At 50.1% G+C, this 21,375-nt stretch carries 24 protein-coding genes; 19 read left to right on the forward strand and 5 right to left on the reverse strand.

The window, feature by feature from the left end:
- Positions 1-215: 215 nt before the first annotated feature.
- A complete protein-coding gene (locus AC50YG_RS00490) occupies positions 216-509 on the reverse strand; it encodes a DUF2627 family protein (RefSeq protein WP_338551817.1) in 294 nt (97 codons plus the stop codon).
- 189 nt (positions 510-698) lie between these two features.
- Between AC50YG_RS00490 and lpdA the strand changes: the two genes are divergently transcribed.
- The 5 genes from lpdA (at position 699) to lipB (ending at position 6,563) form a co-directional block, all read left to right on the forward strand.
- Positions 699-2,126 (forward strand): dihydrolipoyl dehydrogenase, encoded by a 1,428-nt coding sequence (lpdA, locus tag AC50YG_RS00495; protein WP_473757606.1) that lies wholly within the window; start codon positions 699-701, stop codon positions 2,124-2,126.
- A gap of 217 nt (positions 2,127-2,343) precedes the next feature.
- Positions 2,344-3,378 carry a thiamine pyrophosphate-dependent dehydrogenase E1 component subunit alpha gene (locus AC50YG_RS00500; protein WP_494823989.1) on the forward strand — a complete coding sequence of 345 codons (1,035 nt, stop codon included), beginning with the start codon at positions 2,344-2,346 and terminating at the stop codon, positions 3,376-3,378.
- Positions 3,378-4,361 carry an alpha-ketoacid dehydrogenase subunit beta gene (locus AC50YG_RS00505; RefSeq protein ID WP_046231967.1) on the forward strand — a complete coding sequence of 328 codons (984 nt, stop codon included), beginning with the start codon at positions 3,378-3,380 and terminating at the stop codon, positions 4,359-4,361. Before AC50YG_RS00500 ends, AC50YG_RS00505 begins: the two co-directional genes overlap by 1 nt.
- Before the next feature lie 91 nt (positions 4,362-4,452).
- A complete protein-coding gene (locus AC50YG_RS00510; RefSeq protein WP_494823992.1) occupies positions 4,453-5,799 on the forward strand; it encodes a dihydrolipoamide acetyltransferase family protein in 1,347 nt (448 codons plus the stop codon).
- A gap of 17 nt (positions 5,800-5,816) precedes the next feature.
- Positions 5,817-6,563, forward strand: a complete 747-nt coding sequence (gene lipB / locus AC50YG_RS00515; protein ID WP_494823994.1) for a lipoyl(octanoyl) transferase LipB — start codon at positions 5,817-5,819, stop codon at positions 6,561-6,563.
- Here the strand turns inward: lipB and prli42 are convergent.
- A complete protein-coding gene (gene prli42 / locus AC50YG_RS00520) occupies positions 6,519-6,644 on the reverse strand; it encodes a stressosome-associated protein Prli42 (protein ID WP_150131586.1) in 126 nt (41 codons plus the stop codon). The genes lipB and prli42 overlap by 45 nt on opposite strands.
- Before the next feature lie 48 nt (positions 6,645-6,692).
- Between prli42 and AC50YG_RS00525 the strand changes: the two genes are divergently transcribed.
- On the forward strand, positions 6,693-7,820 hold the full coding sequence (locus AC50YG_RS00525) for a M20/M25/M40 family metallo-hydrolase (protein ID WP_494823996.1): 1,128 nt from the start codon (positions 6,693-6,695) through the stop codon (positions 7,818-7,820).
- 119 nt (positions 7,821-7,939) lie between these two features.
- On the opposite strand, the gene mciZ is transcribed toward AC50YG_RS00525, so the two are convergent.
- Positions 7,940-8,080 (reverse strand): Z-ring formation inhibitor MciZ, encoded by a 141-nt coding sequence (gene mciZ, locus AC50YG_RS00530; protein ID WP_341278237.1) that lies wholly within the window; start codon positions 8,078-8,080, stop codon positions 7,940-7,942.
- 112 nt (positions 8,081-8,192) lie between these two features.
- Between mciZ and AC50YG_RS00535 the strand changes: the two genes are divergently transcribed.
- The 3 genes from AC50YG_RS00535 to fur all read left to right on the forward strand — a co-directional run bounded on the left by AC50YG_RS00535 (position 8,193) and on the right by fur (position 10,064).
- Complete coding sequence (locus AC50YG_RS00535) at positions 8,193-8,756, forward strand: NUDIX domain-containing protein (protein ID WP_494823998.1); 564 nt, start codon at positions 8,193-8,195, stop codon at positions 8,754-8,756.
- 90 nt (positions 8,757-8,846) lie between these two features.
- Complete coding sequence (spoIIM, locus tag AC50YG_RS00540) at positions 8,847-9,491, forward strand: stage II sporulation protein M (RefSeq protein ID WP_494824000.1); 645 nt, start codon at positions 8,847-8,849, stop codon at positions 9,489-9,491.
- A 105-nt stretch (positions 9,492-9,596) separates the two neighbouring features.
- A complete protein-coding gene (fur, locus tag AC50YG_RS00545) occupies positions 9,597-10,064 on the forward strand; it encodes a ferric iron uptake transcriptional regulator (protein ID WP_046231973.1) in 468 nt (155 codons plus the stop codon).
- 93 nt (positions 10,065-10,157) lie between these two features.
- Here fur and AC50YG_RS00550 read toward each other — a convergent pair whose 3' ends face one another.
- Positions 10,158-11,318 carry a S8 family peptidase gene (locus AC50YG_RS00550; protein WP_494824001.1) on the reverse strand — a complete coding sequence of 387 codons (1,161 nt, stop codon included), beginning with the start codon at positions 11,316-11,318 and terminating at the stop codon, positions 10,158-10,160.
- Between the two features lie 192 nt (positions 11,319-11,510).
- Between AC50YG_RS00550 and ald the strand changes: the two genes are divergently transcribed.
- From ald to sigF, 10 genes are all read left to right on the forward strand, one after another.
- Positions 11,511-12,626, forward strand: a complete 1,116-nt coding sequence (ald, locus tag AC50YG_RS00555; RefSeq protein WP_494824003.1) for an alanine dehydrogenase — start codon at positions 11,511-11,513, stop codon at positions 12,624-12,626.
- 171 nt (positions 12,627-12,797) lie between these two features.
- Positions 12,798-13,031 (forward strand): DUF4227 family protein, encoded by a 234-nt coding sequence (locus AC50YG_RS00560; RefSeq protein ID WP_494824005.1) that lies wholly within the window; start codon positions 12,798-12,800, stop codon positions 13,029-13,031.
- Positions 13,032-13,138: 107 nt separating this feature from the next.
- Positions 13,139-14,029, forward strand: a complete 891-nt coding sequence (gene xerD, locus AC50YG_RS00565; RefSeq protein ID WP_494825243.1) for a site-specific tyrosine recombinase XerD — start codon at positions 13,139-13,141, stop codon at positions 14,027-14,029.
- A 135-nt stretch (positions 14,030-14,164) separates the two neighbouring features.
- Positions 14,165-15,349 (forward strand): phosphopentomutase, encoded by a 1,185-nt coding sequence (deoB, locus tag AC50YG_RS00570; protein WP_494824007.1) that lies wholly within the window; start codon positions 14,165-14,167, stop codon positions 15,347-15,349.
- A gap of 64 nt (positions 15,350-15,413) precedes the next feature.
- Entirely contained in the window at positions 15,414-16,238 is an 825-nt protein-coding gene (locus tag AC50YG_RS00575; RefSeq protein ID WP_341278230.1) for a purine-nucleoside phosphorylase, read from the forward strand.
- Positions 16,239-16,403: 165 nt separating this feature from the next.
- Complete coding sequence (locus AC50YG_RS00580) at positions 16,404-16,574, forward strand: aspartyl-phosphate phosphatase Spo0E family protein (protein ID WP_338551801.1); 171 nt, start codon at positions 16,404-16,406, stop codon at positions 16,572-16,574.
- Between the two features lie 422 nt (positions 16,575-16,996).
- Entirely contained in the window at positions 16,997-18,211 is a 1,215-nt protein-coding gene (locus AC50YG_RS00585; RefSeq protein WP_494824010.1) for a D-alanyl-D-alanine carboxypeptidase family protein, read from the forward strand.
- 170 nt (positions 18,212-18,381) lie between these two features.
- Complete coding sequence (spoIIAA, locus tag AC50YG_RS00590) at positions 18,382-18,735, forward strand: anti-sigma F factor antagonist (protein WP_056028909.1); 354 nt, start codon at positions 18,382-18,384, stop codon at positions 18,733-18,735.
- 14 nt (positions 18,736-18,749) lie between these two features.
- A complete protein-coding gene (gene spoIIAB, locus AC50YG_RS00595; RefSeq protein ID WP_473758000.1) occupies positions 18,750-19,178 on the forward strand; it encodes an anti-sigma F factor in 429 nt (142 codons plus the stop codon).
- Positions 19,179-19,197: 19 nt separating this feature from the next.
- Positions 19,198-19,953, forward strand: coding sequence for an RNA polymerase sporulation sigma factor SigF (sigF, locus tag AC50YG_RS00600; protein ID WP_046231980.1), 756 nt, complete (start codon positions 19,198-19,200; stop codon positions 19,951-19,953).
- Between the two features lie 398 nt (positions 19,954-20,351).
- On the opposite strand, the gene loaP is transcribed toward sigF, so the two are convergent.
- On the reverse strand, positions 20,352-20,906 hold the full coding sequence (loaP, locus tag AC50YG_RS00605) for an antiterminator LoaP (RefSeq protein WP_494824012.1): 555 nt from the start codon (positions 20,904-20,906) through the stop codon (positions 20,352-20,354).
- Positions 20,907-21,375: the final 469 nt, after the last annotated feature.

Here is a 21,375-nt window from a genome sequence, read left to right on the forward strand (position 1 = left end):
ATAATGGAAACAAAAATAATATACGTTTCAGCAAAAAGAAAAATTATTATAGATTTTTACAATCCAGATGCTTTTTTCATTCGAGTTTACATATTGTGGCATGGAAGATCCCGATACTCTAAAAAAAGAAAAAGCCCCCACGAGCCACTTAAATGAAGTGTGGCATTTCGGCAGGAGCTTGATGCAAGGCAGCGATCATGTGAGCGAATAAGTGACTAAGCGGTTGGCTTTGGCGGCTTGGGACGCTTCGGACGGAAACGAGGAGCGACATAATTGCGCTTGCGGTCGCGGAAAAAAGTCCAGCCTCCGATAAAGCCGACACCAATGGCAAACAGCAGCAGGCCCAGCAGGAAGGGCAGCCATTCAAAGTTAGGCTGCATGTCATCATAGCCGAAGGAGACAAAGTAGTTGTAGACGGCATTTTTCATTTTTAAAAATCCGATACAGGCAAGTATGCCTGGAATGACAAGCAGCAAAATAGCAATCAGCCTTGCTGTAACTAGCTTCATAATTGAGTAACTCCTTAATGATAGTGAGATGGGCTTGTGCTAATATGATACCCTTTTCAGCGAAAAGTGTCTATTTCAGAAAAGTTTACGATGAAAACCGCTGCTAAAAAGGTTACAATAATAATGATGCAAACAAACGACGCTCATAAATATAGCATACATATGGAATACAGGTGGAGGTTAAAATAGATGGCGGTAGAAGTAGATGTAGCTGTGCTGGGCGGCGGCCCAGGAGGGTATACGGCGGCAATTCGCGCGGCCCAAATGGGGAAAAGCGTAGCGATTGTCGAAGCGGACAACCTTGGCGGAACATGCCTGCATAAAGGTTGTATTCCTAGCAAATCGCTGCTTAGAAGCGCGGAAGTATACGCCACTTTGCTGGAGTCAGATGCCTATGGCATTGCAGTAGCTGAAGGAGCGATCTCGCTGCAATTTGATAAAGTGCAGAGCCGTAAGGAACAGACGGTGGAACAGCTTCATAAAGGGCTGCAATATTTGATGAAAAAGCATAACATTCAAGTCATAAAAGGCAGAGGGCGCGTCATTGGGCCATCGATTTTCTCGCCTCGCAGCGGATCGCTCGCTGTCGAGCTTGCCGATGGAGAAATGGAGCAGGTCGTTTCCAAAAACCTGATTATTGCAACAGGCTCTAGACCTCGTTCTTTGCCTGGCTTAACGCCAGATGGCGAGTATATTCTCACAAGCGATGATGCGCTTGTTTTAGAAGAGCTTCCGGTATCGATTCTGATCGTAGGCGGCGGCGTAATCGGTGTGGAATGGGCATCGATGCTGCAGGACTTTGGCGTACAGGTGACGCTTGTTGAAGCGGGAGCGAGGCTGCTTCCTGGCGAGGATGCTGAGGTGTCGGCTGAGCTTACGCGGCTGCTTAAGCGCCGCGGCGTTCGTATACTAACAAGTATGCAATTGAACACGGCTGAGCTAAGCGTGGGAGATGGTGAAGTTTCCATACCTGCTGCAACTGCGGATGGCGATGTGCTGCTAAGTGCAAGCAAGCTGCTGCTGGCCGTTGGCCGTCAAGCAAATGTGGAAGCAATTGGGCTTGAAAATACCGATATTCGCACGAAGGACGGTTTTATTCAAATCAATGAATTTGGCCAGACGAGTGAGCCGCATATTTATGCAATCGGCGATTGCATCGGCGGAGTTCAGCTTGCGCATGCAGCAGCACATGAAGGAATTGCGGCGGTGGAGCATATTGGCGGCCAAGGGCATACGGCGATAGAGCCGCATCTCATAACCCGCTGCGTATACTCGCGTCCGGAAATTGCCTCATACGGATTGACGGAGGATGGCGCGAGAACGAAAGGCCATGACATTAAGACGAGTAAAGTCCCATTTCAAGCGATTGCTAAAGCGCTCGTACTTGGAGATGCGGACGGCTTCGTGAAAGTGATAGCCGACCGGGCGACCGGCGATATTTTGGGTGTTCATATGATAGGTCCGCATGCGACCGATCTTATTTCGGAAGCTGCGCTTGCTGGTTTCCTCAATGCAACGCCTTGGGAAGTCGGGCAATTGATTCATCCGCATCCGACGCTGTCCGAAGCGCTCGGCGAGGCCATGCTGGCGATAGACGGAAAGGCGACTGCGATGTAGCAGCTGCCCATGCTTGCTTAAAGCATGGGTTTTCTTTTTCCGCAAAAAGAGGTTATAATGGGTAATATCAAGTATTAGTACCTGGTTTTAATTTTGGTTAGGCGCAAACGGTAGCCCTCGTACTTAGGCGGCAAAAGCACGTTTCGCAGTGAAGTATAAGCCGAGTATAAGCGCGTAGCTTAAACACTCTTGCATTTTTAAAGGAGGCCGAATTCTCATGGGGAAATCCGGTTCAATTGAGCAGCAATCCCGTCATGCCGCAGTTGGCTTGTCGGATGAGCAAGCTGTCGAAATGTATGCCATGATGCAGCTGGCGCGCAAGTTTGATGAGCGCAATTTGCTGCTGCAGCGGGCAGGGAAAATCAACTTCCACGTATCGGGTGTGGGTCAAGAGGTCGCACAGGTTGCTGCGGCATTTGCTCTTGATCGCTCAGTCGATTATTACTTGCCTTATTATCGGGATTACGGTTTTGTGTTGTCCGTCGGAATGACGGTGAAAGAGCTGATGCTGTCTGTATTTGCGAAAGCGGAAGATCCGAATAGCGGCGGCAGGCAGATGCCTGGGCATTTTGGCAGCAAAAGACTGCGTATTGTCACAGGCTCAAGTCCTGTAACGACCCAGGTTCCGCATGCAGTAGGCATTGCACTCGCTGCGAAGATGAAGAAGCAGAAGCTGATAAGCTTTGTAACCTTTGGAGAAGGCTCAAGCAATCAGGGCGATTTCCATGAAGGCTGCAATTTTGCTGGCGTTCATAAGCTTCCGGTCATTTTTATGTGTGAAAATAATCAATATGCGATTTCTGTTCCCGTTCACAAGCAGCTTGCAGGCCGCGTTGCGGATCGGGCGCTTGGCTATGGCTTCACAGGCGTGCAAATTGACGGCAATGATGCGCTGGAAGTGTTCCGCACTGTAAAGGAAGCGCGTGAGCGTGCGATTGCTGGCGAGGGGCCAACGCTTATTGAGGCGATGGTTTATCGCTTGTCTCCGCATTCGACGTCGGATAATGATCTGGCTTATCGGACAAAGGAAGAGGTCGATGAGAACCGTGCGAAGGATGGACTTCCGAAATACAGGCAGTATTTGATGGACTGTGGACTCCTCACGGAGGAGAAGGATGCCGAACTGCTTGCTGGCATTAAGAAGCAAATCGACGAAGCGACTGAATACGGCGACAAAGCGGCATTCCCATCGCCGGAATCGGTGCTTGACCATGTGTATGCAGGAGATGCTGGGCAAGGAGGGGACATCTAGTGGCAGTTATCGAATATATTGAAGCGATCAGACTTGGCATGAAGGAAGAGCTTGAGCGTGATGAAGACGTGTTCGTGCTTGGCGAGGACGTTGGCGTCAAGGGCGGCGTTTTTACAACGACAAAAGGTTTGATTGACCAGTTCGGAGAGCAGCGCGTCATGGATACGCCCCTTGCGGAATCGGCTATTGCTGGTGTAGCTATTGGTGCGGCCATGTACGGAATGAAGCCCATTGCAGAAATGCAATATTCGGACTTTATGTTTCCGGCAACGAATCAAATTATTAGCGAAGCGGCTAAAATTCGTTACCGCTCCAACAATGACTGGAGCTGTCCGATTGTCATTCGCGCCCCAATTGGCGGCGGGGTATTTGGCGGGCTGTATCACTCCCAGTGTCCGGAGTCGGTGTTTTTCGGAACGCCTGGCTTGAAAATTGTAGCACCGTATCGGGCATACGATGCCAAAGGGCTGCTTAAAGCGGCTGTGCGCGACCCGGACCCGGTTCTCTTTTTTGAAAACAAAAAATGCTACAAGCTGATTACGGGCGAAGTACCGGACGACGATTATATTGTGCCGATTGGCAAAGCGAATGTATTGCGTGAAGGCGATGATATTACCGTCATCAGCTACAGCATGCCGCTTCTGTTCGTTGAACAGGCAGCGCAGGAGCTAGCCCAAGAAGGCATCAGCACTCATATTCTAGATTTGCGTACGCTGCAGCCGCTTGATCAAGAGGCTATTTTGGAGTCGGTTCGCAAGACGGGCAAGGTTTTAATTATTCACGAGGATAACAAGACGGGCGGCGTAGGCGCCGAAGTATCGGCGATTATTGCAGAACAGCTGCTGTATGAGCTGGACGCTCCTATTATGCGTTTGTGCGGCCCGGACGTTCCGGCGATGCCTATTAATCCGCCTGGCGAGAAGTTTTTCCTGCTGAATAAAGAAAAAGTGAAAGAGGCTATGCGCAATTTGGCTTTGTATTAAAGCTTGCCCGAAGGAGACATTTCGCCGCAATGCGTTAATTTGGACGAAAGCCAGTCCACGTAGCACAAGCCTTTAGGGAGATGGATAATTGATGAAATCGGTGACGGAGATTGTTATTCCGCAGCTGGCGGAATCGCTCGTATCGGCAACAATCGATAAGTGGCTTAAGCAGCCTGGTGACCACATTGACATGTATGAGCCTATTTGTGAGCTTATTACGGACAAGGTAAGCGCGGAGCTGCCTTCTACGGTATCGGGTACGATGGTTAAAATTTTGGTTGGCAACGGGGAAACCGTTCCTGTTGGGACGCCTGTTTGCCTAATCGAAACGGAAGGCGCAGTAGAAACGCAGGCTGCTGGCGGGGCCCCATCGGGTTATAGCGCAGCAGGGCAAGGCGCGGGATCATCCACAGCCTCGCAAAGCGGTGCACAGGAGGCGGAAGGTGATATGTCGATGCGCAATCGCTTCTCTCCAGCTGTTCAGAAGCTGGCAGCCGAGCATAATATTCGTTTGAGCGATGTTCCAGGTACTGGTCTGGGCGGGCGTATTACCCGTAAAGACGTGCTCACCTTCGCCCAGTCGGGCGGAGCGGAAGGCAATTCCGCTAATAAAGGAAATCCGCAAGCCGGGCGAGAGCCGATTAATGAGCAGGTTCGTTCGTCTGGCTTGCATTTGACAGAAACACCGCGCTTGCCAACGATTCAGCAATATGATTCCCCAGTTTCCGGGGTGCCTGGGCGGGGTGAAGACTATATTGAGGTTACGCCGATTCGCGGCGCAATTGCACGTAATATGAAACAGAGCGTCACCGAAATTCCGCATGGCTGGATGATGATTGAGGTTGATGTCACGAATCTCGTCGTGCTGCGCAACAAGGTGAAGGATGAATTTATGAAGCGTGAGGGCATTAATTTGACTTATCTTGCTTTCGTGTTGAAAGCAGTCGTTAATGCAATCAAGGAGTTCCCAATTATGAACGCCATGTGGGCGGTCGATAAAATCATCGTGAAGCGCGACATTAACATTTCGCTTGCGGTAGGTACCGAGGAATCGGTTGCAACCCCCGTCATCAAAAACGCCGATCACAAAACGATCGCCGGTCTGGCGAAAGAAATCGACGACCTTGCTCGTCGTGGACGCGAAGGGCGCCTAACGCTTGCTGACATGCAGGGCGGTACGTTTACCGTCAACAATACGGGCTCCTTCGGCTCGATTATTACGCATCCGATTATTAACTACCCTCAAGCGGCCATTATGACGTTTGAATCGATCGTGAAGCGTCCGGTTGTCATTAATGACATGCTCGCCATTCGATCGATGGCAAACCTCTGTTTGTCGCTGGATCACCGTATTTTGGACGGTATTATTTGCGGCCGATTTATGCAGAAGGTAAAGGAAAACTTGGAGAGCTTCAACAACGATACGAAATTGTATTAGAAATGAGGGACGCCGCTATGACTGACTCTACTCATGTATCTAATGGGAAGAAACCGCTAGAAGCCCGTTATATTTCCATGCTTGGCTATGCGGAGGCGTGGGAGCTGCAAAAATCGATGGTAAAGCAGGTTGACCAGGAGGAGCGTCCAGAGACGCTTCTCCTTCTTCAACATCCGCCGACCTACACGCTTGGCTCAGACCGTCATCCCGAGCATTTGCTGCTTGGTGAGGCGGAGCTTGCGGAGCGGGGCATTTCTGTATTTGAAATTGACCGTGGTGGGGATATTACCTATCATGGGCCTGGGCAGCTTGTCGGCTATCCGCTGCTATATCTCGATGCGGTGGGTCTCGATCTGCATGCTTATTTGCGCAACGTCGAGCAGGTCATCATCAATTGGCTGAAGGATTATGGTATCGAATCAGGCAGAAAGCCCGAATACACCGGAGTGTGGGTAGGGGATGAGAAAATTGCGGCTATCGGTGTGAAATTTAATCGGGCGCGGAGGCGCGGCGGATTTGTGACGAGTCATGGATTTGCGCTGAATATAGAAGCGGGCATAGCGGAGAGTGGCTTTAGCGGCATCGTGCCGTGCGGCATTGAACAGTTCGGGGTCACTTCATTTAATGCGCTGACGGGCCGCGAGCTGTCGGTAAGCGAAGCGGCGCAGCAACTGCTGCCGCATTTCTGCGATGTATTTGGTTTTGCGCCGGATGCTGCTCTAATAAGAGAACAGCATCCCGATGCCGGCTACCAAGCTGGATAACAGCATGGCGGCAATAACAACGATGGCAACAATTCGAACATACTTGGAAGGATTCACAAGGCAGATCTCCTTTCTAAACATTTCTATAAGCCCTATTATAGTCGAAAATGACGAACGGAGGAAACGTTAATGATTAATGAGCAACGGTTAGTAGATGAATTTGTACAATTGGTGAAAATTGATAGTGAAACGAAGCATGAGCAGCTCATAAGCGTGGAGTTAAAAAAGAAATTCGGGGAGCTGGGACTATCGCTGGAAGAGGATGATGCGGCAGCCAAAACAGGTCATGGCGCGAATAATCTATTTGCCTTTCTTGAGGCAGCCGGTGTGGAAAACGCTCCGACTATCTTTTTCACCTCCCATATGGATACAGTAACGCCTGGTAAAGGCATTAAGCCGCAACTGGATGCCGATGGGTACATACGCAGCGATGGTACTACGATTCTTGGAGCGGATGACAAAGCGGGTCTTGCGGCCATGTTTGAAGCGATTCGCGTGCTGAAGGAGCAATCGATTCCTCATGGCCCCATTCAATTTGTGATAACAGTAGGCGAGGAATCGGGACTGCTCGGAGCTCGCGCGCTGGATGCGTCCAAGCTGAAGGCGAAATTCGGCTACGCGCTCGATTCCAACGGCTCGGTAGGCGAAATTGCGGTTGCTGCTCCAACACAAGCGAGAGTAACGATTGAGTTTCATGGCAAGTCGGCTCATGCTGGCGTTAATCCAGAGGCGGGCATCAGTGCGATCCAAGTGGCGGGAAAAGCGATTTCAAGAATGCCGCTCGGCCGCATCGACAAGGAAACGACAGCGAATATTGGCTCTTTTGAAGGCGGCGGCGCTACGAATATCGTAGTGGACTATGTGAAGCTGAATGCGGAAGCACGCAGTATTGTTCAGCATAAGCTGGATGCCCAGCTTGGCGCTATGCGCGAGGCAGTAGAAAGTGCGGCAGCGGAGTTTGGCGCCAAGGGCGTTTTCAACAGCGAGGTCATATACCCGTCGTATTCGTACGATGAGAGCGATGCTGTCGTGCAGCTTGCACAAACGGCGATTAAAGCGATTGGCTTGACGCCAAAAACCTTCCACTCTGGCGGGGGCAGCGATGCCAATGTATTCAACGGACTAGGCGTGCCGACGGTAAACTTGGCAGTTGGCTATGAGCATATCCATACGACGCAGGAGCAAATTAAAGTAGCCGATCTAGTTAAAACGACGGAATTGGTCGTTGAGATTATGAAGCAGGCTGCAAAAGCTTAATAGGGACTGCGACATAATAGCAGAACAGCAGAGAAACCAAACAAGCGATAGGTCAGGAAAAGAGCATTTTCCCGGGCGTATCGCTTGTTTTCCATTTAGTCAAGAGGGCAAGCTGCTGGCTATTGGCGTTCTTTTAAAAAGCTTGCTAATGGCTCAGAAGCTCCGCTCGCAGCCTTGCAGGACATCATGCGCAGTTGATGGCGAATCTCCCATGCTTTGCCGACAAGGCGAAGATGGCTGACGCTTGTATAGGTTTTCATCGTTACCTATGCTCCTTCCCTATTAAAAATATTTGGATAAGGATAGGTATGCGGATATCGGACAAGTTATGCATGTTACCATATTCTTACACGCAAAGGGGAATATTCATTCATGAATCAGGAAATTAATCGCTGGAAAGAAGAAACTACCCACACCGAACCGATTTTCTCTGGCAAAATCATTTCGCTGCAGGTAGACACGGTCGCCTTGCCGGATGGCAGTACGGCGACAAGGGAAATCGTCAAGCATCCGGGCGCTGCGGCCGTTATCGCTCTATTAAATGGCAAGCTGCTCGTCGTGGAGCAGTACCGCAAGCCTCTTGAGAAATTCCAGATCGAGCTTCCGGCTGGCAAGCTGGATGCTGGTGAAGATCCACTTGAGGCGGCGAAGCGCGAGCTGGAGGAGGAGACAGGCTACAAAGCGGATACGCTGCAGCTTGTGAGCGCTTTTTATACGTCGCCGGGTTTTGCGGATGAGAAGCTGTACGTTTATTTCACGGATCAGATCGTTTCCGGCAAGCAGCAGAAGGATGAGGATGAGTTTCTGGAAGTGATGGCGATTACGCTTGCGGAAGCGGAAGCCTTCATCTCCGAAGGTCGCATTAGTGATGCCAAGACAATTATGGCTGTCTATGTATGGAAGCTGTATTTGCTAACGGGCAAACTGCCTGTTTAGAAAGGAGAACGATATCAGCGCCTTCTCTTCCGTCATAGGTGTGCTTGAAGGAACATACACTTTAGCACATGGGACAAGAGGGGGAAGGCTATGCGTTCGCGAATGGGGAAGGGGCCCGCAGGGAGCCAGCTGACGCTGTATGTATTTGTGGGCGTGCTGTTTGTCGTGGGCGTTATTTTTGGCGCGTTGATGGTGAATGCACTGACCTTTGAGCAGCAGCAGGACTTGGCAACGGACATGGGCCAATATGTGCAGCTCATGCATGGCGGGACGGCAGCGGGTAGCGAGGCTATGTTTTGGGAGCGCGTTTTTTTTCATGGAAAATGGCTGCTGGTGCTGTGGTTTCTTGGAATTACCGTTGTCGGAATACCGCTGGTGCTAGCCATGGATTTTCTAAAAGGCGTGCTCGTCGGCTTTGCGCTCGGAACGCTTATTACGCAATATTCATGGAAGGGCGTGCTGTTTTCGCTCGTCTCGATTGCGCCGCCTAATTTAATTATTGTGCCGGCCATTTTGATGGCGAGTGCTTCTGCGCTTTCTTTTTCGATTTATGTGGTGAAAAATAGGTTGCTGCGGCAAAATGGCACGCTTGCCCCGCAAATGCTCAGCTTTACGACGACAGCGTTGATGATGCTGATGGTTTTAATTGGTGCCGCTTTGCTTGAAGCTTACGTCTCTCCACTATTAATGAGCTGGGCAGCACCGATTTTAGACGCTTCTGCCGCGGCAATCTGATGCCCATTCTATGCCAAAATGTTTGACTTTCACAAGGGTTTGAATCTATAATGAAAGCAAACGTTTTCTGATGTTGGCGCAGACATGTGTGGTAGGGGGGAAATCATGGAAGCCCGGATTGATAAGATTAAACAACAGTTGCAGTCGCAGGGCTACAAATTAACCCCGCAGCGTGAAGCAACAGTACGTGTATTGCTTGAGAATGAGGAAGATCACTTGAGCGCTGAAGATGTGTTCATGCTTGTGAAGGACAAGGCACCCGAAATTGGCCTTGCAACCGTGTATCGGACACTTGAGTTATTAAGCGAAATGCATGTAGTGGAGAAGCTTAATTTTGGCGACGGGGTTGCCAGATACGATCTGAGAACGGACAGCAGCAAGCATCATCATCATCATCTTATTTGTGTGCAATGCGGATCGATGGATGAGATCAAGGACGATTGGCTGCTGCCACTTGAGGAGCGATTGGAAGAGGAATTTGGTTTTTCGGTTCTCGACCATCGTTTGGACTTCCAGGGCATTTGTCGTAAATGCAATGAGAAGAATGCGAATGCGAAAAAAGATGAATCATAAACGGCTTTGCTGCCCAGTGCTTCTGGACGGCGAAGCCGTTTTGGCGTTTCGTATGGCTAGACGGTTTGGGCTATATAGCGGATACCCACTGCATCAGGTTTTTAGATTGCCAATGCGTCCGAGCCGCAGCAAGCCGGAGCCCTGAGCAATGGGCAAATAACCCTTCAGAGGTACGGACCATTTTCGGAAAACAGTTGTTACGCGGGCGGAGCTTAGCTTTGGCCTTACAGAGAGCAATAAAGCAGCACCGCCAGCCACATGGGGAGAGGACATGCTCGTTCCTGACATGATGGCATATTTGCCATTCAGCCAAGTTGAGAGAATTTCTGTTCCCGGCGCGGCAACATCAATGCCCATTCCTCGATTGCTGTAATCGGCAATTTGATTCAGCCGATTGGTAGCAGCGACTGCGATCGTCTCTGGAAAGGAAGCTGGCTCGTCGATCGTCGTCGTATTTGGCCCCTCGTTGCCGGCTGAGGCTGAAATGACGATTCCCTGCTTCGCTGCCCGCTTGATCGCCTGGCGCAGCAAATCACTATGCTGGCCGCTGACGATGCCAAAGCTCATATTAATAACGTTCATTTTGTTGCGGATGCACCATTCAATGGCATCTACAATATCCGACACGTAGCCAGAACCGTAACGGTCGAGTGCCTTTACGGCATACAGCTTTACATTGGGAGCTACGCCGTACAAGCCTGTTAAGCCTCTGCCTGCGGCAATGCCAGCAACATGCGTACCATGACCATTATCATCGTAATAGCTTATGCCCCCCATCGTATTGACACCGCCTGCTATGCGCAGATCGGGATGCTTGGCAATGCCGGTATCAATAATGGCAAGCTTGACAGGCCTGCCGAGTGTGCGCTTCCAAGCAAGCGGCGCCTGTACTCTTTTAATATTCCAAGGCACCTTATTCGCGTCTAGGGTCGTTTTTATAATGGGAAGATTTGGTTTTATAGTACGGGTTGTCATACGGGGAGTGGTATCATGCTTGCGGATCTTCACATCCCGCTCCATCACCTTGACATCAGGATGCCGAACAATATTTTTCCACGAGCTGCGCCGATCCAGCAGAAAGCCAATCATTTTGCAGCCGGGCATCGTTTTGAATGGATGAATGCCGCGCGATTCAAGCAGGCGCAAGCAGCGTTTATAAGAGCTGTGCGTAGTAAAGCTGATGAGCTGGCGTTCTGTATGTTTAGATGGTTTATAGGCAGAACAGGAAGCGATCAGGTTATCCAATCGAGGCATGATGGGCTCCTCCTTCATGTTATAGGCAGACATGAGACTACTTGTGTAGTGTATGGAGGAGGGGCAGGTGTGGACTGGGTATTCGTCCCCATGTACATATTTTTTGCAGCAGTTGGAAAATGTATCGCTTAGGACAATCAGTTGACGTACAATATGGCTATATCCCCAATATTTTCTTTAGGAGGTTTTTTCATGATCATTGGCGTTCCCAAAGAAATAAAAACGAGTGAATACCGGGTGGCATTGACGCCAGCAGGCGTCACCATGCTTAAGGCGGCCGGACATCAAGTGCTTGTACAGACAGGGGCAGGAGATGGCAGCGGCTTTCAGGACGGCGACTATGCAAGCGAGGGTGCCGTAATTGTAGACTCGGCTGCTCGAGTATGGGAACGCGCAGAAATGATTATGAAAGTAAAGGAACCTCTCTCAGAGGAATACGGTTATTTCCGCAAAGGGCAGCTTTTGTTCACTTATTTGCATCTTGCAGCTGCGCCGGAGCTGGCGAAAGCTTTAATGGACAGCGAGGTAACAGCCATTGCCTATGAAACGATTCAGCTTCAGAATGGGAGCCTGCCGCTGCTGACGCCGATGAGCGAGGTTGCAGGGCGAATGGCCGTACAAGTTGGCGCACAGTTTTTAGAGGCGTTTAACGGGGGACGTGGCGTTCTGCTAGGCGGTGTACCTGGGGTAGCACCAGCCGAGGTCGTCATTATCGGGGGCGGCATCGTCGGAACGAATGCTGCGAAGGTTGCGCTCGGCATGGGAGCAACCGTCGTGCTGCTTGAGCGGAGTCTTGATCGAATGCGCTACCTCGATGATGTATTTGGCGGTCGTATTCAGACCGTGATGTCGAGTACGTATCATATTTCCGAGGCGGTGGCGAAGGCGGACCTGCTCATTGGTGCCGTACTGATCCCGGGGGCCAAAGCGCCTCATCTGGTGACGGAGGATATGGTCAAAACGATGAAAAAAGGCGCAGTCATCGTCGATGTCGCCGTAGACCAAGGCGGCTCCATAGCTACGGTTGACCGAGCTACTACGCATAAGGATCCGATTTACATCAAGCATGGCGTCATCCATTATGCGGTAGCGAATATTCCAGGTGCTGTACCACGCACCTCGACCTTTGCGCTGACGAATGTTACGATGCCATATGCGCTGCTGCTCGCAAATGATGGGCTGGCGGCAATAAAGCTGAGCGAGCCTCTGCAGAAAGGCGTCAATACGCATAGCGGCAAATTAACTTATGAGCAGGTTGCTGCTGCACTGGACTTGCCATTTACACCGATCCAAACACTGCTGTCGTAAGCAAATGATGCTAAGATGGTTAAGGATACCTGGCTGCTTTTGAATGGGCATAAACACCGCCGCAAATCGGCGCACTAGACCCTTTCCTTCCGCATATAAGCCCCTCTCTCATCATATGGTAAAGTGGGCGGGACAAACCTGCCTGCATGTCTAGAGAGGGGCGAGGGGCAAATGGTATTGTCTGCACGCAAATGGTTCAGCCGCTTCGTATTTATGCTGCTATTCATCGGCTTGTTCGTAGTTGCAACTGGCGGCTATGATTGGCTCGTTGATGTCGTGTCGCCAAGCAATCCTTATGAAGTTCCGCAGGGCGAGGCTGTAAAGGCTATTTGGCATAGTACATATGAGTGGGAAAATGGTAATATAGCGGATAGGCTGCGTTTTTTCTATTGGTACGGCGAATAGCGGGGCGGGATAAAAAGCTTGCCAAGCAGGATTTATGATCCTGGGTGTGGAAATACCGAAGTACGCATGAATCGCGTGCAGAGGCTGGAAGCATGAAAGGAAACAGGATGAAATCTTTGGTGGACTCTTTTATTCGTTTTTTAAGCGTAGAACGCTCCTTGTCGAAAAATACATTGGAGTCGTACGGGCGGGATTTGCTGTATCTGCTGGATTATATGGAAAGCCAGAAAATCGAGGAAGCAGCGGCCATTCAAAAGCATCATTTGGCGCATTATTTGCTGCAGTTGAAGGAGGAAGGGCGCAAGCCGTCCACTTTATCGCGGCACATCGTGTCGATACGCGCCTTCTTTCATTACTTGCTCGTTGAAGGTTTCATCGATCGCGACCCTTCCATCTATATTGAATCGCCGAAGCAGGAAACGAAGCCGCCGCAAATTTTATCGATGGAGCATACAAGTCTGCTGCTGGACACGCCGCAATGCGTAACGACAGCAGGGAAGCGGGATAAGGCGATGCTGGAGCTGCTGTATGCGACAGGCATGCGCGTGTCGGAGCTCATTTCACTCGATGTGTCAAGTGTCAATCAGCAGCTCGGTTTTATCCAGTGTGTAGGCAGCAACCGCAAGGAGCGCATCGTTCCATTTGGGAGAAAAGCTGCCGAGGCGCTGAAGGACTATTTGGATCATGGGCGAATTGGGCTGCTGCGGCACGGCAAGCAGGAGGATGCGCTGTTTTTAAATCATTTGGGAACTCGGATGACGCGGCAGGGCTTCTGGAAAACGGTCAAAAAGTATGCAAAAGAGGCGGGCATTGAAGCAGATATAACGCCGCATACGCTGCGCCATTCGTTTGCCGCTCATTTGCTGGAAAACGGCGCAGATGTGCGTACCGTACAAGCTTTGCTTGGCCACGCCGACGTTGCTACAACCCAGAAATACTCCAAGCTGACAAAGGTGAAAATGAAAGACGTATACAACAGCGCGCATCCACGCGCTTGAAAGATAGCGAGATCGCCGGTTGCTTAAGACTAGGTCAGGCAGAGCGGATGCGCACCGAATGCTGGTGGAAAGTCAAACCTTTCACATAAGCCTATTGTTTTTCACCAGATCTAACATTAGAAGGGTTGGGACTACATGAGTAAATTTGATCGTATTGCCGTTATTGTGCTTGACAGCGTTGGAATTGGCGAACAGCCGGATGCAGAGGCGTTCGGTGACCTCGGGTCGCACACGCTTGGTCATATCGTGGAAAGAGTGAAGGGGACAAGCCTGCCGAATTTGCGCCAGCTTGGTCTTGACCGTATTGCGCCACTGGGTGATTGGAAGCCCGCAGACGGCCCTTCTGGCGCCTATTATGGAAAAATGCAGGAGGTATCGGTCGGCAAGGATACGATGACCGGGCATTGGGAGCTGATGGGGCTGAAGCTGACGGTTCCATTTCAGACGTTTCCGGATGGCTTTCCGGATGAGCTGATCACTTTATTCGAGGAGCGCACTGGGCGCAAGGTCATTGGCAATAAGCCGGCAAGCGGTACGGAAATTTTGGACGAGCTGGGCGCTGAGCAAATGGAGACGGGGGCATGGATCGTCTACACTTCTGCTGACAGCGTTTTTCAAATTGCAGCGCATGAAGGCATCATCCCGCTAGACGAGCTGTACCGTGCTTGCGAAATTGCGCGCGAGCTGACGATGGATGAGCGTTATACAGTAGGCCGGGTCATTGCAAGACCGTATGAAGGGGAGCCAGGTGCGTTCAAGCGGACGCCTAACCGCCATGATTATGCAGTCAAGCCGCCAGAGCCTACGGTGCTAAATGCGCTTCAGGATGGGGGACTCGACACGATCTCCATCGGTAAAATCAATGATATTTTTGACGGTGAGGGCATTAATGCTTCTACGCCGACGAAGAGCAACGCCGATGGCATCGCCCGTACGATTGCTGCTTTGAAGGAGCCGTTCAAGGGATTGCTGTTTACGAATCTCGTTGATTTCGATTCCTTGTACGGGCATCGCAGAGATCCAGAAGGCTACGCCGCTGCACTCGAAGAGTTTGACCGCGCCTTGCCTGAGCTTGTCCAAACCATTGGCCCGCGCGATTTGCTAGTCATTACTGCTGATCACGGCAATGATCCCGTTCATCCGGGTACGGACCACACGCGGGAGTATGTGCCGCTGCTGCTTTACAGCCCGGCTTTCAAGCAGCCAAGGCAGCTCGAAACAAGAGCAACCTTCTCGGATTTGGGAGCGACGATTGCTGACAACTTTAATGTACAAGCTCCGCCAAACGGCACAAGCTTTCTCGACTTGCTTGAAGCTTAATTAAATGTACGCACGAACTAATATGCGAATTAATGAACGAACTAACGACTTGGAGGATATCACTATGAGCGTAATTACAGCAGCACAAATTAAAGAAGCGGCAGCTTACATTGCCGGACGTACGAACTTGTTGCCAGAGGTCGGCCTTATTATGGGTTCTGGACTTGGCGTTCTCGGCGATCATTTGGAAAATCCAGTGACGATTGCGTACAACGATATTCCCCATTTCCCAGTGTCCACAGTGGAAGGTCATGCAGGCGAGCTGCTTATCGGTACCCTGTCAGGCCGGCCAGTGCTATTGATGCGGGGCCGCTTCCATATGTATGAGGGCTACGGCCCTGAGCTGACGGCATTTCCGGTGCGCGTAATGAAGGCGCTTGGCGTATCGACGCTGCTTGTGACCAATGCAGCTGGCGGTGTCAACCTTGCTTTTGAATCCGGCAATCTGATGCTGATTTCCGACCACCTGAACATGACAGGCAAAAACCCGCTAATTGGCCCTAATGATAACGAGCTGGGTGTTCGTTTTCCTGATATGTCGGAGGCTTACAGCAAGCGTCTGCGCGGTATTGCCCGTGAACTTGCGGCAAGCCAAGGGCTTGCACTGGCTGAAGGGGTATATGCCGGACTGCTCGGACCAACGTATGAAACACCAGCGGAAATTCGCATGCTGCGCGTTTTGGGGGCAGATGCTGTCGGAATGTCGACCGTTGCGGAAGTGATTACCGCAAGACATGCGGGGATTGAAGTTCTTGGCATTTCTTGTATTACGAATATGGCTGCGGGCATTCTGGATCAACCGCTTAATCACGAAGAGGTTATGGAGACGGCAGAGCGCGTGAAATCTGAGTTTTTAGACCTCGTAAAAGGTTTGGTCCCACTCATTTGAAGAACAGATTATTGCTAAAATAGATAAAAAAAGTAAAATAGTCGTGTTATTTTGTCCGCGTATTTGTAACACAATTGTAATATTTGGCTCGACTCATTGTGACAGTATTTTAAAACGCCATCGTCGTATAATGTCCGTAATTATAGAAAAATGGAGTGGAGTGAAATGGACAACCAATTGCTCTTGGAGATGGAGAAGTTGCGCGATAAAATGGTTGAAACGGCGCTCATCAAGCAAACTTTTCTGAACCGGGAGGTACTGCGGCTAAGCCAATCGCTAGACGTTTTAATCGTGCGTGCGCAGGAAGAGCGACGGACCGTTTCCAGCCATAAATAAACAGAGCAAATGGCATGAAACGTATGATAAGAACGGTCATATGATGCTTGAGCGAGGGCGAGAGTCGCATTACAAATTACAAAGGGGTAATTAGATTTATTAAGCAAGTGATAACGTGAAAAAAATTCAAAAACCGTGCTTGCGGAAGCGAAAGCTTCTGTGAGGGCGGTTTTTTTTGTGAATATAGGAACTTTGGAATAATTTACATAAAAACAGGCGACACTGTGGAAGACAAGCGTAAACGGTTGAAGCCGTCCTTTGGCGGCAAAGCTGCCGTTTCGCAGGTGGAATATAAGCCCATTTATAAGTGTGAAACTTATAAATTCTTATATTTAAATATAGCCGAATTGCGGCGACTTCCCGTGAACCGAACCTTTTTGCGAAATCCGGGCTGCCGCAGCTTCATAGGAGGGAATCTGTTCTTGAAAAAATTACGGAATAAACTTTGCTTATGCATCTTTGCGCTCGCTGTCTCTTTGCCAACTGCTGTATTCGCCGAAGAAGCAGCGGAGATACCGCCCTTCCCATCGCTGCCAGCAGCGGAGCAGACCGGAAGCGTGGAGCCTCATCTGGCGCCATCAGCCCGGTCTGCCATTCTTATGGACGCGGACAGCGGAACGATTATTTATGAGAAAAACAGCCACGATCAGCTGCCTCCGGCAAGCATCACTAAAATTATGACCATGCTGCTTATTATGGAAGCACTGGCTGACGGCAAGCTCAAGCTGACCGACAAGGTACAGACGAGCGAATATGCTTCCTCCATGGGCGGCTCACAAATTTTTCTGGAGCCTGGAGAGGAAATGAGCGTGGATGACATGATTAAAGGAATCGCTCTGGCTTCCGGCAATGACGCCTCTGTTGCGATGGCAGAAAAGCTCGGAGGCACTGAGGAGCAATTCGTGGCAATGATGAACGAGAAGGCGAAGCAGCTCGGGCTGAAGGAAACCCATTTTGCCAATTGCAATGGCTTGCCTTCAAAGGATCATTATTCGTCGGCCCATGACATTGCGGTTATGTCCCGTGAACTGCTGGGGCATACGGATATTACGAAGTATACCGGCATGTATCAGGATTATTTGCGCAAAACGTCAGAGAAGCCATTCTGGCTCGTCAACACGAATAAGCTTGTACGGTTCTATAGCGGGGCAGACGGCCTGAAAACCGGATTTACGAATGAAGCCAAGTTTTGTTTGTCGGCAACGGCAAGACGGGATGGGCTTCGCGTCATTGCGGTCGTGATGGGTGAGCCGAATACGAAGACGCGCAACACGGAAGTGTCGCAAATGTTTGATTATGCGTTTGCCCAATATACGACGCATCCGATTTTTAAAGAGGGCGATGCCATGGGCAAGGTGCATGTAGAGAAGGGCGTTGTGTCCGAGCTTGAGCTGGTCGCTCCCCATGCTTACAGCATACTGCTCAAAAAAGGGGCAAACACAAGCGATATCCGCTACGAGCTGAAAATCGACGGCTCGCTTAAAGCTCCTATTGCAATTGGTGCGCCGATCGGCCAGCTGCTCGTGTATCAGGGAGATAAACTGCTTAAGGAATTCCCAGTTGATGCGCCGCAGACGATTGAACGGGCTGGCTGGTGGAAAATGCTGAAGCGCTCGTTTGGCGGATTGTTCGCTTAAATCGGGTTATCGGAGCAAGGTTTTGCCGGAAAATAGCGAGCTTAGGCTGAATATTTTGTCACCTCTTAGGGCTCTGCTTCTAGTTTTGTCGCCGTGCAGGAAACGTGTGTCCCGCTGGAGAAATGCTAGTTCTATCCAAATGCACAGCTTAAAGGAGATGAACAGCAATTATGAATTTGCAAGCTGAACTGGAGCATTATCGCAATGTGCTTATTGTACGTCTGCGCGGAGAGCTGGATCATCATACAGCCGACGTCGTAAAGGTCAAGATGGAGGATGCGATTTTACGCGGAAGCAGCGACCACATCATTCTCAGCTTGAAGGATTTGCAATTCATGGACAGCTCGGGGCTTGGCGTCATTCTGGGCAGGTATAAGCAGGTTAAGGCAAGAGGCGGGAAAATGGTTGTATGCGCCGTTAGTCCAAGCGTTCACCGGCTGTTTGAAATGTCGGGCTTGTTCAAAATTTTGGAGATTCATGATAATGAACGGATGGCGATTTCAAGTCTGGAGGTGGTATCGTGAATGGACGCAATGAAATGACGTTAACCTTCAGCGCCCGCTCAGAGAACGAGGCTTTTGCCCGCGTAGCGGTGTCAGCCTTCGTCTCCCAGCTCGATCCGACCCTGGGGGAGCTGAATGATTTAAAGACAGCAATCTCGGAAGCGGTAACCAATGCGATTATTCACGGCTATGATAGCGACGCAGCCGGCAAAGTGACGATAGAGGGTTATATTGAAGGAGACGCGGTTTCCTTGACGGTTATTGACCATGGACGCGGTATTGAAGATTTGGACTTGGCTCGCCAGCCGCTTTACACTTCCAAGCCGGAGCTTGAGCGCTCGGGCATGGGCTTTACGATTATGGAAAATTTTATGGACCGATTCGAGGTTGTCAGCGAGCTTGGCGGCGGTACGCGCGTCAGCATGCTGAAACGAATTGAATCGAAAAAAGCGCTATACAACTAGCGCATAGGGGTTGAACCTCATGGATTCCGGGTTGAAACAAACGGCTCAGCCGTATTTGGATGATGCGGAAGTAAAGCGGCTTATTGCATTAAGCCAGTCTGGCGACACGTTGGCAAGGGACACGCTTGTAGGATGCAATATTCGTTTGGTATGGTCAGTCGTTCAACGTTTCATCAACCGCGGCTATGAGCCAGATGATCTGTTTCAGATCGGCTGTATCGGCCTGCTCAAGTCGGTTGACAAATTCGACCTTTCCTATGATGTGAAATTTTCTACCTATGCCGTGCCGATGATTATCGGTGAAATTCAGCGGTTTTTGCGCGATGACGGTACGCTTAAGGTTAGCCGCTCGCTCAAGGAAACGGCCAATAAGGTGCGCAAAATGAAAGACGAGCTGTCCAAGGTGCTGGGAAGGCTGCCGACCATTAGCGAAGTGGCAGAACGACTGGGTATTACGCCGGAGGATGTCGTATTTGCGCAGGAAGCGAATAAGCCGCCAACTTCGATTCATGAGACGGTATTTGAAAATGACGGCGATCCCATTACGCTGATGGATCAAATTGCTGATGATTCCCAGGAGCGCTGGTTCGACAAGCTTGCGCTGACCGAGGCCATTGAAGGCCTCAGCGAGCGGGAGCGGCTCATCGTATATTTACGTTATTACCGGGATAAGACGCAGTCAGAAGTAGCGAGTCGTTTAGGCATTTCACAAGTACAGGTGTCGCGTCTGGAGAAAAAAATATTGCAGTCCATCAAAGATCAAATCGCCTTATAGGGCGGTTTGATCTTTGAGATTGTCGAGAAACCCTACGTCTTGTTCCAAGACGCCTCGGGTTTCTCTTTGTTTTGGGGATCTAAACGACATGGGTCGAATCGGAAACCAGTACACGACCGCCGACCATATTCGGTTAATCCCAGACCTAAAAACCAGCGATAGGCGAGATTCGTTTGCACTTACAGCAGGCACTAAGCCTTCAATGGATACGAACTCGTAATTTTGTTGTTTATCTCGATTAGAACGCAGCATAGGGCGATACCTTCCGTTCGTATAAGTTATCATTATTACACCATAGTAACGCGGTGTCGTATTAAATTAAATACTTATAAAGAGGGCTGTCGAGACTTTCTCGACAGCCTGAACATCCTAGTTCCTAAACGGAACGGGGATGTTTTTTACGTGACCTTTTGTAGCTGCGGGATGCATGGGGAGAGGATCTCCACACCTACGTCGATGAGCTTCTCGGCACCCATGAAGTTGAGGTGGATCTTCGCCCGCTTTTTGCGACGGTCTATTTTGGTGATGATGCCTTCCATGCCCTGCAGCGGGCCGGAGGTTACGGAGACACGTGAATTTTCTATGTAGATGCCCGAATAGCCAACGATCTCTCCGTCTCCGATCAGCTGCAAGATCAGCGACATCTCGCGTTCGTCAATTTTGGAGTAATAGGTTCCTTCATCTTTGGAGTAGAGCGTGCCTTGGCTGAGCAGTTTGTAGCACTTGGGGACTTTTTTCAAGGTGTGAAAAACTTCATCGGTCATGCGGGTCTTGATCAACACGTAGCCGGGGAATATTTTCTTCAGCACGTGCTTGACAGCGCCTGCCTTCTTCTCGGGGACTCTGCGTTTCGGTACGACAGAGTGGAGGGAAGTTTCATCAAAGTACAGGTTCAGGAACTTTTGCACCACTTCTTCTTGACCGGTTTCTACGAATAGTACGTACCAATTCAAAATAGACATCCCCCAACTTGTGTATTATGTTGAATAAATATCCAAGCAAAAAATAGTATATTTTACAACATTATACCATGTCTTATTTTACCATACCATACCATACCATACCAAGACCTGGGGATAGAATAAATAGGTTTCTGGTAAGTAATCCTTGACGAACAAAGTTGAATGAGGGTAGTATTAAGCTGTATTCGTGTAATGGGTTATGTTGTTCAATTCGTAAGTTCGTTGATCGGATATTTGGTTGAATCTAAGAAAATCCCTAAGCTAATTTAATCGATGTTTAGGCACGTTGAAGGAACTTAGGGTATCATATTGAATCGCATTGAGAGGAAGAAGCATGGGGGAAGTGTGTCCTCCGGAGAGCTTCGTGCAGGGACTTGACGTGAGCCGTACAGTGCTTGGTTGAGCGTTTGCTGTGCGCAATCGGCGGCGGCCTCTGTGCAGGAAGAACGTCTGGATCGAT

The organism is Paenibacillus sp. J31R34, from assembly GCF_059383715.1.